General features: G+C 70.9%; 10 protein-coding genes. 8 read left to right on the plus strand and 2 right to left on the minus strand.

Annotated elements, in window-relative coordinates; all coding sequences use genetic code 11:
• Positions 1-164: 164 nt before the first annotated feature.
• Positions 165-554: a hypothetical protein gene (locus AB0G17_RS09335; RefSeq protein WP_361378003.1), complete on the plus strand. Its 390-nt coding sequence runs from the start codon at positions 165-167 to the stop codon at positions 552-554.
• Positions 555-735: 181 nt separating this feature from the next.
• Here the strand turns inward: AB0G17_RS09335 and AB0G17_RS09340 are convergent, their stop codons facing one another.
• A complete protein-coding gene (locus AB0G17_RS09340) occupies positions 736-2,118 on the minus strand; it encodes a glycine--tRNA ligase (RefSeq protein WP_361378006.1) in 1,383 nt (460 codons plus the stop codon).
• Between the two features lie 202 nt (positions 2,119-2,320).
• Between AB0G17_RS09340 and AB0G17_RS09345 the strand changes: the two genes are divergently transcribed.
• The 5 genes from AB0G17_RS09345 to AB0G17_RS09365 all read left to right on the plus strand — a co-directional run bounded on the left by AB0G17_RS09345 (position 2,321) and on the right by AB0G17_RS09365 (position 6,521).
• A complete protein-coding gene (locus AB0G17_RS09345; protein ID WP_361378009.1) occupies positions 2,321-3,280 on the plus strand; it encodes a metal ABC transporter substrate-binding protein in 960 nt (319 codons plus the stop codon).
• A gap of 64 nt (positions 3,281-3,344) precedes the next feature.
• Positions 3,345-4,127 (plus strand): metal ABC transporter ATP-binding protein, encoded by a 783-nt coding sequence (locus tag AB0G17_RS09350; protein ID WP_361378012.1) that lies wholly within the window; start codon positions 3,345-3,347, stop codon positions 4,125-4,127.
• A 2-nt stretch (positions 4,128-4,129) separates the two neighbouring features.
• On the plus strand, positions 4,130-5,023 hold the full coding sequence (locus AB0G17_RS09355; RefSeq protein WP_361378015.1) for a metal ABC transporter permease: 894 nt from the start codon (positions 4,130-4,132) through the stop codon (positions 5,021-5,023).
• Between the two features lie 59 nt (positions 5,024-5,082).
• Entirely contained in the window at positions 5,083-5,502 is a 420-nt protein-coding gene (locus AB0G17_RS09360; protein ID WP_361378018.1) for a transcriptional repressor, read from the plus strand.
• Positions 5,503-5,885: 383 nt separating this feature from the next.
• Positions 5,886-6,521 (plus strand): ScbR family autoregulator-binding transcription factor, encoded by a 636-nt coding sequence (locus AB0G17_RS09365; protein WP_361378021.1) that lies wholly within the window; start codon positions 5,886-5,888, stop codon positions 6,519-6,521.
• Between the two features lie 268 nt (positions 6,522-6,789).
• Here AB0G17_RS09365 and AB0G17_RS09370 read toward each other — a convergent pair whose 3' ends face one another.
• A complete protein-coding gene (locus AB0G17_RS09370) occupies positions 6,790-8,553 on the minus strand; it encodes an AfsR/SARP family transcriptional regulator (RefSeq protein ID WP_361378024.1) in 1,764 nt (587 codons plus the stop codon).
• Positions 8,554-9,374: 821 nt separating this feature from the next.
• Between AB0G17_RS09370 and AB0G17_RS09375 the strand changes: the two genes are divergently transcribed.
• Together AB0G17_RS09375 and AB0G17_RS09380 are read left to right on the plus strand one after the other, a co-directional pair.
• On the plus strand, positions 9,375-11,129 hold the full coding sequence (locus AB0G17_RS09375) for a biotin carboxylase N-terminal domain-containing protein (protein WP_361378027.1): 1,755 nt from the start codon (positions 9,375-9,377) through the stop codon (positions 11,127-11,129).
• A gap of 11 nt (positions 11,130-11,140) precedes the next feature.
• Positions 11,141-12,810: 2-oxoacid:acceptor oxidoreductase subunit alpha (locus AB0G17_RS09380; protein ID WP_361378030.1), on the plus strand; the 1,670-nt coding region annotated here is incomplete at its 3' end.

Genomic DNA, 12,810 nt, shown 5'->3' on the forward strand with positions numbered 1-12,810 from the left:
AACGCCCAGTTCGGAGCGGTGCCATCACGCTACTGCCCGCTCGGGGGTGGCACTGGTACCACCCCCGGTTCGGACAGCCGCGCTACTGATCTCAACGGCCCGGCGGGCGAGGCTTGTTGCGTGCCCGGCGGAGAGACCACCGGGCCGGAAGGAGACCCTCCGCCATGACGCTCGTCGCCCCGCAGATCCGCATCCGCCGGCCGCGCCTCGCGACGCTGCTGACGGTGGCGGGGGTTTCCCTGGTGCCGTGGATGGCGGTCCTCGCGCAGACCCTGCCGCAGACCGTAGAGGTCTCCCACTGGCCGGCGGCGTGGATCGGCCTCGACGCGGCACTGGCCGTGGGCCTGGCGGGGACGGGGGTGCTGCTGCGGCGCGGGGATCCGCGGGTGTCGCCCGCCGCCGCGGCGACCGGGGCGCTGTTGCTGATGGATGCGTGGTTCGACGTGACGACGTCGGCGCCGGGCCCCGAGTTCGCGACGGCCGTCGCGCTGGCGTTGCTCGCGGAGTTGCCGCTGGCGGTGGCGTGCGGGGTGGTTGCGGGGCGGCACGCGTAGGACTTCGGCTGCGGACCGTGCTGGGCTGAGCGCGCGGTTCCCCGCGCCCCCGAAGGCAAAAGGCCTGGCCCCGTACCGCATCAACATGCGGTACGGGGCCAGGCTTTCAGGGGCGCGGGGCTGTGACATATGCGGCTCCGCCGCGCGGGCGCGACCAGCCCCCCACGCACCCGCAGACGAACTAGCAGCCCAGAAGCCGCGCACCCAGGTACGACTGGATCTGGTCCAGGGACACCCGCTCCTGGGACATCGTGTCCCGCTCGCGCACCGTCACCGCGTTGTCGTCGAGCGTGTCGAAGTCGACCGTGACACAGAACGGCGTGCCGATCTCGTCCTGGCGACGGTAACGACGGCCGATCGCGCCCGCGTCGTCGAACTCGATGTTCCAGTTCTGCCGCAGGTCCGCCGCCAGCCCCTTCGCCTTCGGCGAGAGCTGCGGGTTGCGCGACAGCGGCAGCACCGCGACCTTGACCGGCGCCAGGCGCGGGTCGAGGCGCATCACGGCGCGCTTCTCCATGACGCCCTTGGCGTTGGGCGCCTCGTCCTCGCTGTAGGCGTCGAGGAGGAAGGCGAGCATGGAGCGGCCGACACCGGCGGCGGGCTCGATGACGTACGGGGTCCAGCGCTCACCGGCCTCCTGGTCGAAGTACGACAGGTCGCTGCCGGACGCCTTGGCGTGCGCCGAGAGGTCGTAGTCGGTGCGGTTGGCGACACCCTCCAGCTCGCCCCACTCGCTGCCGCCGAACTGGAAGCGGTACTCGATGTCGGCGGTGCGCTTGGAGTAGTGGGAGAGCTTCTCCTTCGGGTGCTCGTACCAGCGCATGTTCTCCTCGCGCATGCCGAGGCCCGTGTACCAGTTCCAGCGCTCCTGCATCCAGTACTCCTGCCACTTCTCGTCCTCGCCCGGCTTGACGAAGAACTCCATCTCCATCTGCTCGAACTCGCGGGTGCGGAAGATGAAGTTGCCGGGCGTGATCTCGTTGCGGAAGGACTTGCCCATCTGCGCGATGCCGAAGGGCGGCTTCTTGCGCGAGGTCTGCTGGACCTGGCCGAAGTTGGTGAAGATGCCCTGCGCGGTCTCGGGACGCAGGTAGGCGACGGAGCCGCTGTCCTGGGTCGGGCCGAGGTGGGTGGAGAGCAGACCCGAGAAGTTCTTGGGTTCGGTGAAGGTGCCCTTGTTGCCGCAGTTGGGGCAGTTGAGCTCGGCGAGGCCGTTCGCGGGCTCCTTGCCGTGCTTCTCCTCGTACGCCTCGATGAGGTGGTCCGCACGGAAGCGCTTGTGGCAGGAGGTGCACTCGGTGAGCGGGTCGGTGAAGGTGGCGACGTGGCCGGAGGCCTCCCAGACCTCGGTGGCCAGGATCACCGACGAGTCGATGCCGACGACGTCCTCGCGCGAGGTGACCATGTAACGCCACCACTGGCGCTTGAGGTTCTCCTTCAGCTCGACACCCAGCGGCCCGTAGTCCCAGGCGGCGCGCTGACCACCGTAGATCTCACTGCAGGGGTAGACGAAGCCACGGCGCTTGCTCAGGTTGACGATGGTGTCGATCTTGTCGGCGGCCACGGTGCTCTCTTCATTACGACGGCGACGAACGGCTAATGCCTCAGATTAGCGGCGGTCTCCACCCCTGGATCAAATCGGTATCCCCGCACGGGCCGGGGCAGCTCCCGGCGGGGGCCCGGTGAGGGGTCCTGAGAGGGACCCGGAGAGGAGCCCCACCAGCCTTTGTTGACAATCGTTTCCACTTTTGTTGAAAATGACTGTCATGAACGTACGACGACGCCTCATACCCACCGCCGCCCTCTCCGCCGCCGTGGTGCTCGGCCTCGGCGCCCTGACCGCCTGCTCGGACACCGGCGCGGGCTCGGGCAAGAAGGACGGCAAGCTCGACGTGGTGGCGTCGTTCTACCCGATGCAGTACCTCGCGGAGCGCATAGGCGGCGACCACGTCTCCGTACGCAACCTGACGAAGCCGGGCGTCGAGCCGCACGACCTGGAGCTCAGCCCGAAGCAGACCGCCTCCCTCGGCGAGGCCGGCCTGATCGTCTACCTCAAGGGCATCCAGCCCGCCGTGGACAAGGCCATCGACCAGTCCGGCGCCAAGCACACCGTCGACGCCGCCACCCTCACCAAGCTGGAGGACCACGGCACCGAGGTCGGCCACGGCCACGAGGGCGAGGAGCACCACGGCGACAGCGAGGCCGGCGCCGACCCGCACGTCTGGCTGGACCCGGTCAAGTACGCCGAGGTCGCCCAGGGCGTCGGCAAGGCCCTGGAGAAGGCCGACCCCGACCACGCGGCGGACTACAAGAAGAACACCGACGCCGTCGTCAAGGACCTCGGCGCGCTGAACGAGAAGTTCGCGGCGGGCCTGAAGACCACCGCCACCAAGACCTTCATCACCACCCACTCCGCCTTCGGCTACCTCGCCGAGCGGTACGGGCTGACCCAGGAGGGCATCGCCGGCGTCGACCCCGAGGCCGAGCCGAGCCCCGCCCGGGTCAAGGAGCTCCAGTCCGTGGCGAAGAAGGACCACGTCAACACCGTCTTCTTCGAGACACTGGCCAGTGACAAGACCGCCAGGACGCTCGCCGGGGACACCGGCCTGAAGACGGACGTCCTGGACCCCCTCGAAGGCATCACCAAGAAGTCCAGGGGCACCGACTACCTCCAGGTGATGGCGTCCAACCTGACCGCGCTCCAGCAGGCACTCGGCGCGAAGTGAGCACCCCGGGCGCTCCCCTCTCAGCACTCCCCGATCCGCAGCCGGCACATCGGAGGCACCCACGATGGAATCGTTGACCGACCCCGTGACCGACCCCGTCATTTCCCTGCGCGGAGCCACGGCGACCCTCGGCGCGCGCCCGGTGCTGCGCGGCATCGACCTCACCGTCCGGCGTGGCGAGGTCGTCGCCCTGCTCGGCGCCAACGGCTCCGGCAAGTCCACCGCCGTGCGCTCGGTCATCGGCCAGGTGCCGCTCACCGGGGGCAGCGTCGAGCTGTTCGGTACGGAGCTGAAGCGCTTCCGGAACTGGGCCCGCGTCGGCTATGTGCCGCAGCGCACCACCGCCGCCGCCGGGGTGCCCGCGACCGTCCGCGAGGTCGTCGCCTCGGGGCGGCTCTCCCGTACGAAGCTGGGTCTGCTCTCCAAGGCGGACCGGGCGGCCGTGCGCCGGGCCATCGAGCTCGTGGGCCTCGCCGACCGCGCCAAGGACTCGGTGAACGCCCTCTCCGGCGGTCAGCACCAGCGCGTCCTGATCGCCCGCGCGCTCGCCTCCGAGCCCGAACTGCTGATCATGGACGAGCCGATGGCGGGCGTCGACCTGGCCAGCCAGGAGATCCTCGCCGCGACCCTGCGCGAGCAGGTCGCGGGCGGCGCGACCGTGCTGCTCGTGCTCCATGAGCTCGGCCCGCTGGAGCCGCTGATCGACCGCGCGGTGGTGCTGCGCGACGGCTGCGTCACCCACGACGGCCCGCCGCCCAAGGCCACCGGCCAGCACGCCCTGCCGGGCCACGACCATGTCCACCCCCACTCGGCCGCCGAGCCGATCCGCACAGGACTGCTGACCTGATCATGGAAATCCTCCAGACCGCTTTCATGCAGCGGGCGCTCATCGCGGCCGTCCTGGTCGGCATCACGGCGCCCGCCGTCGGCATTTACCTGGTCCAGCGCCGCCAGGCGCTGATGGGTGACGGCATCGGCCATGTCGCCATGACCGGCGTCGGCCTCGGCTTCCTGCTCAACAGCAGCCCGGTGTGGATGGCGACGCTCGTCTCCGTCGTCGGCGCCGTGACGATGGAGCTGATCCGGGCGTACGGCAAGACGCGCGGCGACATCGCGCTCGCCATGCTCTTCTACGGCGGTATGGCGGGCGGTGTGCTCCTGGTCAACCTCTCGGACACCGGCTCCAACGCCAACCTCTCCTCGTACCTCTTCGGGTCGCTCTCCACCGTCTCGGACTCGGACGTCACCTCGATCTGTCTGCTCGCCGGGTTCGTGGTGCTCGTCACGGTCGGGCTGCGGCGGCAGCTGTTCGCGGTGAGCCAGGACGAGGAGTTCGCGCGGGTGACCGGGCTGCCGGTGCGGGCGCTGAACCTGCTGATCGCGGTGACCGCCGCGATCACCGTCACGGTGGCCATGCGTGCCGTGGGGCTGCTGCTCGTCAGCGCGCTGATGGTGGTCCCGGTGGCGGCGGCCCAGCAGATCTCGCGCTCCTTCGCGGTGACCTTCGTCCTCGCGGTGGTCATCGGTACGACGGTCACGCTGGCCGGGACGGTTACCTCGTACTACCAGGACGTGCCGCCCGGCGCGACGATCGTGCTGCTCGCGATCGGCGCGTTCATCGCCCTGACCGCGCTCGCGACGCCTTTGGCGCGCAGGCGTGCGCGGGTGGCCGAAACCGTCGCGGAACAGTGCACCCTGGAGGTGCCGGGGGCGCGTACCGCGACCGACGAGGCCACGGTCTGACCCCGACCTGGCAGAATGGCCCGACGACGTGAGCGGGCGACGGTTAGAGGGAGGCACCTGTGGTGACGGCTGGACCACCCGTACGCGGCCGGTCGACCAAGCAGCGGGCCGCCGTGGCGGCGGCGCTCGACCAGGTGGACGAGTTCCGCAGCGCACAGGAGCTGCACGACATGCTCAAGCACCGGGGCGACTCGGTGGGGCTAACCACGGTCTACCGCACCCTGCAGTCGCTCGCCGACGCCGGCGAGGTCGACGTGCTGCGCACGAGCGAGGGCGAGGCCGTCTACCGGCGCTGCTCGTCGGGCGACCACCACCACCATCTGGTCTGCCGGATGTGCGGCAAGGCCGTGGAGGTCGAGGGCCCGGCGGTGGAGAAGTGGGCCGAGGCGATCGCCGAGCAGCACGGCTTCGTCAACGTGGCGCACACCGTGGAGATCTTCGGCACCTGCGCGGAGTGCGCGGCGGCCGCGGGGAAGTAGGCACGACCAGCGCGAAGGGGCCCGGGGAGACGGTGGATTCACCGTCTCCCCGGGCCTTTTCGCGTACGCGGTCGTACGCCGCGTACGCCACTTGCAGACCGGGCGTCCCGTTCGTAAGGCGTACGGAGGGTATTCCGGCCTGAATCCGGCGGGGAGCACCTGCCCGGTTCCAGCCGGGGAACCGGGCCGCGATATCACCCAATCTCCCCTTAAGCGCAGATCAAAGGGCCACGGACACAGGGCGCCCGGACCGTTCGGCGACGGCTTTGCGACAGACTCCAACAGGAGTAAAGAAACCGTCGGGTTGGTTTCTATACAATCTCGTCCTTGGCTCCTGTCCTCCAGAAGCCCCCTTCCTTCCTGCGCGACAACGGAGTTACACCATGAGCAAGCAGCAACGGGCTGAGCGGACACGTCAGACGCTGATCCTGGCCGCGGCCGAGGTGTTCGACCGGGACGGTTTCGCGCCGTCCTCACTGACCGCGATCAGCACCCGGGCCGGGGTCAGCAACGGGGCGCTGCACTTCCACTTCGTCAGCAAGAACGCCCTGGCCGAGGCCGTCGGCGACCACGCCATGGCCTCCCTGCGCCGGATCGCGCCACCGTGCCAGGCCGGACACGGCAGAGCGCTCCAGGTCCTCGTGGACACCACGCACGCGCTGGCGTTCCGGCTCGGCGACGACGTGGTCCTGAGAGCCGGGTTCGGGCTCAGCTCGGACGCGACCTGGAAGGGGGCGACGGACCTGCGCCAGTACTGGGTCGACTGGGTGGGCGAGGTGCTGGCCGGGGCGGCGGCCGAGGGGTCGCTCGCCGAGGGGGTCGCGGTGGAGGACGCCAAGGCGGTGATCGCGGCGACCACCGTCGGCTTCGAGGCGATGGGGCGCAGCCAGCCGCGCTGGTTCTCGCGGCAGATGTTCGGCAAGTTCTGGCGGCTGCTGCTGCCCCGGCTGGCCCGGGCCGACGCGCTCGGCTCCCTGAAGCCCGACGGCACCCCGGGGCTCGCCGCGGCGCTGCCGTAGGGCCGCCGGCGGGGGCTGGGCTGGGCGTCGGGGTCCTGCGCCTGGCGCGTGGACCGCTGTTCGGGCGCGCGGTGGGGCGCCTGTGTGGGCGCGCGTTGGGACGCCTGTCCGGGCGCGCGTCTGGGCGCCTGTTCGGGCGCGCGTCTGGGCGCCTGTTCGGGCGCGCGTCTGGGCGCCTGTTCGGGCGTCGGGGTGAGTTCGTGTCCCGCACCCCGACGGGACACGGACTCACGTCGACGCCCGGACAGGCGGTTCCGAGCGCCGCCGGTCAGGCCCCGATCCGCCGGGGCGGCCCGACGATGGCCGAGGAGTACGCCGCGGTCACCGGCGACGGGCGGCCCGGCTGTTCGTCGACGGCCTGGGGGCGGGGACGGACCGAGCCCGGCCTGGCGTACACCTCACGCACCCGCCACAGGCGCGGCGAGCCCTCGGCCGGGCCGTAGGAGACCTCGGGTCCGGCGGCCAGCCGGGCGACCTCGCAGGCGATGATCTCGCCGGGGGCGGCCAGCGCCAACAGCCGCTGCCCGAGATCGAGGAGCGTCCCGTTGACGGACTGCGGGGTTCCGGGGTCGCCGGGGGCGAAGCGGACCAGCGCCTGGCCGGTCGCCACCGCCGCGTGCAGGGTCAGGCTCCGGTCGGCGGGCGAGCCGTGGCCGGTGGCCCGGCCGGGCGGGGTGACCGCGTCCCGTATGGCGGCGGCGGCCCGGAGCGCGCGCAGGGCCGCGCCGCCCACCCGGCCCGTGCCGTCCCCGCCGTCCTCGTCCTGGAACAGGCCGAGCGAGACCGGGCCCACGGAGCCCACGACACGGCCGCCGAAGTGCTCGATGCGGGCGCGCGCCGTCGCACTGACCCGCTCCAGTGACTCGTCCAGTTCGACCACCTCGTCGAGATCGAGGTCCGGGCCCCCGGCCCCGACGCCGATCCCCATGCCGATCCCCACTCCGTTTCCGGCTCCGACGCCGGCCCACGCACCGAGGGGCGGGACGACCGGCCCGGGGGCCACCCTGGCCTGCACGAGAAGCACGGTCAGCGACTGACGCTCGATCACACTGCGCTGTGCGCCGCTCCGTTGGGCCGGTATCACGGCGTGCGTGGACCCCGCACGCTCGCCGGGCCGGCCGTGCCTGCGATGGCCCGAGACCGCGGTGAGCGTACGACGCCGTTCACCGCGTTCGCACGGCAGGTCGGCGGCGGGGACGGGCGCCAGGGCGGCCGGCTGCGCGGGGACGGCGGCCGGGGGCGGAGTCGGCGTCGGAGTCGGCGTCGGGGGCACGAGGCCCAGCGCCGGGTCGTGGGCGAGGATCGCCCGCTGGAGTCCGCGCAGCTCGCGGCCGGGCTCCAGGCCGAGGTCCTCGACCAGGGTGGCGCGCAGACGGTTGTAGACGGCGAGCGCGTGGGCCTGCCGCCCGCAGCGGTACAGGGCCAGCATCAGCTGCCCCGAGCTGCGCTCACGCAACGGCTCGGCCTCGACGGCGGCTTCCAGCTCACCCAGGACCGCGTAGTGCTGGCCGCACGCCAGCCTCGCCTCGAAGTAGTCCTCCAGGACGTCCAGCCGGGCGTGCTGCACGGCCGTGAGCTCGGGCCATATGACGCCGGTCTCGGCGAGGTCGGCGAGCGCCGGGCCGCGCCACAGGGCGAGCGCCGCGCCGAGCGAGGCGACGGCCGCCTCGGGCCGCCCGTCCGCGAGTTCGGCCCGGCCCTCCCCGACCCGGCGCCGGAAGACGTTCAGGTCGATCTGGTCGGGGTCGGTCCGGATCACGTACCCCGGAGCCCGGGTGACCAGCTCGGCCGTGGCTCCGGTCCCCTCGGGGCCGGTCTCGGCGAGGATCCCGCGCAGCCCCCACACCGCGTTCTGCAGGATCTTCCGTGCGGTGGCGGGCGCCTGGCCCGGCTGCCAGAGCGCGGACAGCAGCCGGCTCGTAGGAACGACCTGATTGGCCTGCAACAGCAGATAGCCCAGCGTCGCCCGCTGCCTGATTCCCCCCAACGGGACCTGCCGGCCGCCGGACATCACCTCCAGCGGGCCCAACATCCGAAAGCGCATAGCTCCCCCCAGCCTTATGTGCACAGTGGTGCTGCAGTGACTTGCCAAAGAGATTACAAACCGGTATCCCGGTTTGTCAAAGCTATTAAACAGGTACGAAATCACCCAAACACCCGGACCGATTCCGGAATTCCTGCCCTCCCCTGGCCGATGGAACCGTACGGTAGGTCTGTTTTAGCGCACCCTTTACGGGGGCACGGCCGGGCACCCGTATGCGGCGTCCGCCACCCGGCCCTGCTCCGCCCCTGCTCCCGGCGTGCTCCGGCGCGCTCCTGGCGCGCTTCCGTGCGCTTCCGGCGCGCCCCGGTTGTGGCGTCGGTCACTGAGGCACCCGACCCGCGCCCCCGGCCCACGGTTCCTGCCCACGGTTCCGGTAAGAGCGGTGCTCCCCCAGGCAGTTCACACAACGCGCGAGGCAGGGGCCTTGATTCCCGCCTCCGCCGAAGACAGGGGTGGGGAATTCCGGGATTCCGGCAGCCGCGATCCGGAATGCATTACCTCGGCCACGCGCCGGACGGGGGCGGAAGTCAACCCCTGATGCGCTCTCCGGCAATTCCCCGTGATCGCGGGCCACTCGGGGTGCACCACCCGCGCCGTGGCCCGACTGGCGGGCGCGGTAGGGGTATTGGGGGCGGAATCGCGGTCAGGCATCCGGCACCACCCGTTTGGTTACCGGACGGTGGACAACTGCGGAGTAACGCCGGATACGGTCCCTCCAGGATGCTTCGAGGGTGGAGCTGTACAAACCCACTCGGCGTTTCGTTCTCGATCTTTCCGCTTCAGCACCCGCAAGTTGAGGAGCAGTCGTCGTGCGCAAGGTGCTCATCGCCAACCGTGGCGAAATCGCTGTCCGTGTCGCCCGTGCCTGCCGGGACGCCGGGATCGGGAGCGTAGCCGTCTACGCCGATCCGGACCGGGACGCTCTGCACGTCCGCGCGGCCGACGAGGCGTTCGCCCTGGGCGGTGACACCCCGGCCACCAGCTACCTGGACATCGCCAAGGTGCTCCAGGCGGCCCGGGACTCGGGAGCCGACGCGATCCACCCGGGCTACGGCTTCCTCTCCGAGAACGCCGAGTTCGCCCAGGCCGTCCTGGATGCCGGTCTGATCTGGATCGGGCCGCCGCCGCAGGCCATCCGCGACCTCGGCGACAAGGTGGCCGCCCGCCACATCGCCCAGCGCGCCGGAGCCCCCCTGGTCGCCGGCACCCCCGACCCCGTCTCCGGCGCCGACGAAGTCGTCGCCTTCGCCCAAGAGCACGGACTGCCCATCGCCATCAAGGCGGCCTTCGGCGGCGGCGGCCGCGGCCTCAAGGTCGCCCGCACCCTCGAAGAAGTGCCGGAGCTGTACGACTCGGCCGTCCGCGAAGCCGTCGCCGCCTTCGGGCGCGGCGAATGCTTCGTGGAGCGCTACCTCGACAAGCCCCGCCACGTCGAGACCCAGTGCCTGGCCGACACCCACGGCAACGTCGTCGTCGTCTCCACCCGTGACTGCTCGCTCCAGCGCCGCCACCAAAAGCTGGTGGAGGAGGCCCCGGCGCCGTTCCTGAGCCAGGCCCAGAACGCGGAGCTGTACGCCGCCTCCAAGGCCATCCTCAAGGAAGCCGGCTACGTCGGCGCGGGCACCGTGGAGTTCCTCGTCGGCACCGACGGCACGATCTCCTTCCTGGAAGTCAACACCCGCCTCCAGGTCGAACACCCCGTCACCGAAGAGGTCACCGGCATCGACCTCGTCCGCGAGATGTTCCGCATCGCCGACGGCGAGGAACTCGGCTACGGCGACCCCGAGATCCGCGGCCACTCCTTCGAGTTCCGCATCAACGGCGAGGACCCCGGCCGCAACTTCCTCCCCGCCCCCGGCACCGTCACCTCCTTCGCCCCGCCCAGCGGCCCCGGCGTGCGCCTGGACGCGGGCGTCGAGTCCGGCTCGGTCATCGGCCCCGCCTGGGACTCCCTCCTCGCCAAGCTGATCGTCACCGGCGCCACCCGCGAACAGGCCCTCCAGCGCGCCTCCCGCGCACTCGCCGAGTTCAAGGTCGAAGGCATGGCCACCGCCATCCCCTTCCACCAGGCCGTCGTGGTCGACCCCGCCTTCACCGCCGACCCCTTCCGCATCCACACCCGCTGGATCGAGACCGAATTCGTCAACGCCATCCCGGCGTTCGTCCCCCCGGCGAGCGACGGCGACGAAGCGGTCACCGAGCGGGAGTCGGTGGTGGTCGAGGTCGGCGGCAAGCGCCTGGAAGTCTCGCTGCCCTCCTCGCTCGGCATGTCCCTGGCCCGTACGGGCCTGGCGGCCGGGGCCAAGCCCAAGCGCCGCGCCACCAAGAAGGCCGGCTCGGCGGCCTCCGGCGACTCACTCGCGTCCCCCATGCAGGGCACCATCGTCAAGGTCGCCGTCGAAGAAGGCCAGGAAGTCAAGGAAGGCGACCTCGTCGTCGTCCTCGAAGCCATGAAGATGGAACAGCCCCTCAACGCCCACCGCTCCGGCACCATCAGGGATCTCGCGGCAGCAGTGGGCGCGTCCGTCACGTCCGGCGCCACCATCTGCGAAATCAAGGGTTGAGGAGCCACTCCATGCTGAAGGAAGTCAAGCGCCTTGATCGGGTGATCATCCGTTTCGCGGGTGATTCGGGTGATGGGATGCAGCTCACGGGGGACCGGTTCACCTCGGAGACCGCCTCGTTCGGTAACGATCTTTCCACGCTGCCGAACTTTCCCGCCGAGATCCGCGCTCCTGCCGGCACCCTGCCGGGCGTCTCCAGTTTCCAGCTGCACTTCGCCGATCACGACATCCTCACCCCCGGCGACGCACCCAACGTCCTGGTCGCCATGAACCCCGCCGCCCTCAAAGCCAACCTCGCGGACGTGCCGCGCGGCGCGGACATCATCGTCAACACGGATGAGTTCACCAAGCGCCCGATGGCGAAGGTCGGCTATGCGACCTCGCCGCTGGAGGACGGCTCTCTGGACGCCTACAACGTCCACCCGGTGCCGTTGACCACGCTGACGGTCGAGGCGCTCAAGGAGTTCGGCCTGCCCCGCAAGGAGGCCGAACGCAGCAAGAACATGTTCGCTCTGGGGCTGCTCAGCTGGATGTACCACCGGCCCACCGAGGCGACCGAAGCGTTCCTGCGGCAGAAGTTCGCCAAGAAACCCGAGATCGCCGAGGCCAACGTCGCCGCGTTCCGCGCGGGCTGGAACTTCGGCGAGACGACGGAAGACTTCGCCGTCTCGTACGAGGTCGCCCCGGCCACCAAGGCCTTCCCCACCGGCACGTACCGGAACATCTCCGGCAATCTGGCCCTCGCCTACGGGCTCGTCGCGGCGGGCCAGCAGGCTGATCTGCCGCTATACCTGGGCTCGTACCCCATCACCCCGGCCTCGGACATCCTGCACGAGCTGTCCAAGCACAAGAACTTCGGCGTGCGCACCTTCCAGGCCGAGGACGAGATCGCCGGCATCGGCGCCGCACTCGGCGCGGCCTTCGGCGGCTCCCTCGCGGTGACGACGACCTCCGGCCCGGGTGTGGCGCTCAAGTCCGAGACCATCGGCCTCGCCGTCAGCCTCGAACTGCCGCTCCTCGTCGTCGACATCCAGCGCGGCGGCCCCTCCACCGGCCTGCCCACCAAGACCGAGCAGGCCGACCTGCTCCAGGCGATGTACGGCCGCAACGGCGAAGCCCCAGTGCCGATCGTCGCACCGAGGACCCCGGCCGACTGCTTCGACGCGGCCCTGGACGCCGCCCGGATCGCCCTGACCTACCGGACGCCGGTGTTCCTACTCTCCGACGGTTACCTGGCCAACGGGTCCGAGCCCTGGCGTATCCCCGATGCCAGTGAACTGCCCGATCTGCGGGTCCAGTTCGCGACCGTCCCCAACCACACACTGGCCGACGGAACCGAGGTGTTCTGGCCCTACAAACGCGACCCGCAGACGCTGGCCCGGCCGTGGGCGGTCCCTGGCACCCCCGGCCTTGAGCACCGCATCGGCGGCATCGAGAAGCAGGACGGCAGCGGGAACATCTCCTACGACCCCGCCAACCACGACTTCATGGTCCGCACCCGGCAAGCGAAGATCGCCGGGATCGAGGTCCCGGACCTGGAGGTCGACGACCTGGGCGGGGCCAACACCCTGGTCCTCGGCTGGGGTTCGACCTACGGGCCCATCACCGCGGCCGTGCGCCGTCTGCGCGCCGAAGGCGTGGCCATCGCCCAGGCCCACCTGCGCCACCTCAACCCCTTCCC

The organism is Streptomyces sp. NPDC023838 (genome assembly GCF_040639555.1).
Taxonomy (GTDB): Bacteria; Actinomycetota; Actinomycetes; order Streptomycetales; family Streptomycetaceae; genus Streptomyces.

Coding starts and splice junctions, on each gene's coding strand:
- AB0G17_RS09365 (WP_361378021.1), top strand. CDS start 5,886: ATGAGCAAGCAGCAACGGGCTGAGCGGACACGTCAGACGCTGATCCTG.
- AB0G17_RS09355 (WP_361378015.1), top strand. CDS start 4,130: ATGGAAATCCTCCAGACCGCTTTCATGCAGCGGGCGCTCATCGCGGCC.
- AB0G17_RS09350 (WP_361378012.1), top strand. CDS start 3,345: ATGGAATCGTTGACCGACCCCGTGACCGACCCCGTCATTTCCCTGCGC.
- AB0G17_RS09345 (WP_361378009.1), top strand. CDS start 2,321: ATGAACGTACGACGACGCCTCATACCCACCGCCGCCCTCTCCGCCGCC.
- AB0G17_RS09335 (WP_361378003.1), top strand. CDS start 165: ATGACGCTCGTCGCCCCGCAGATCCGCATCCGCCGGCCGCGCCTCGCG.
- AB0G17_RS09370 (WP_361378024.1), bottom strand. CDS start 8,553: ATGTTGGGCCCGCTGGAGGTGATGTCCGGCGGCCGGCAGGTCCCGTTG.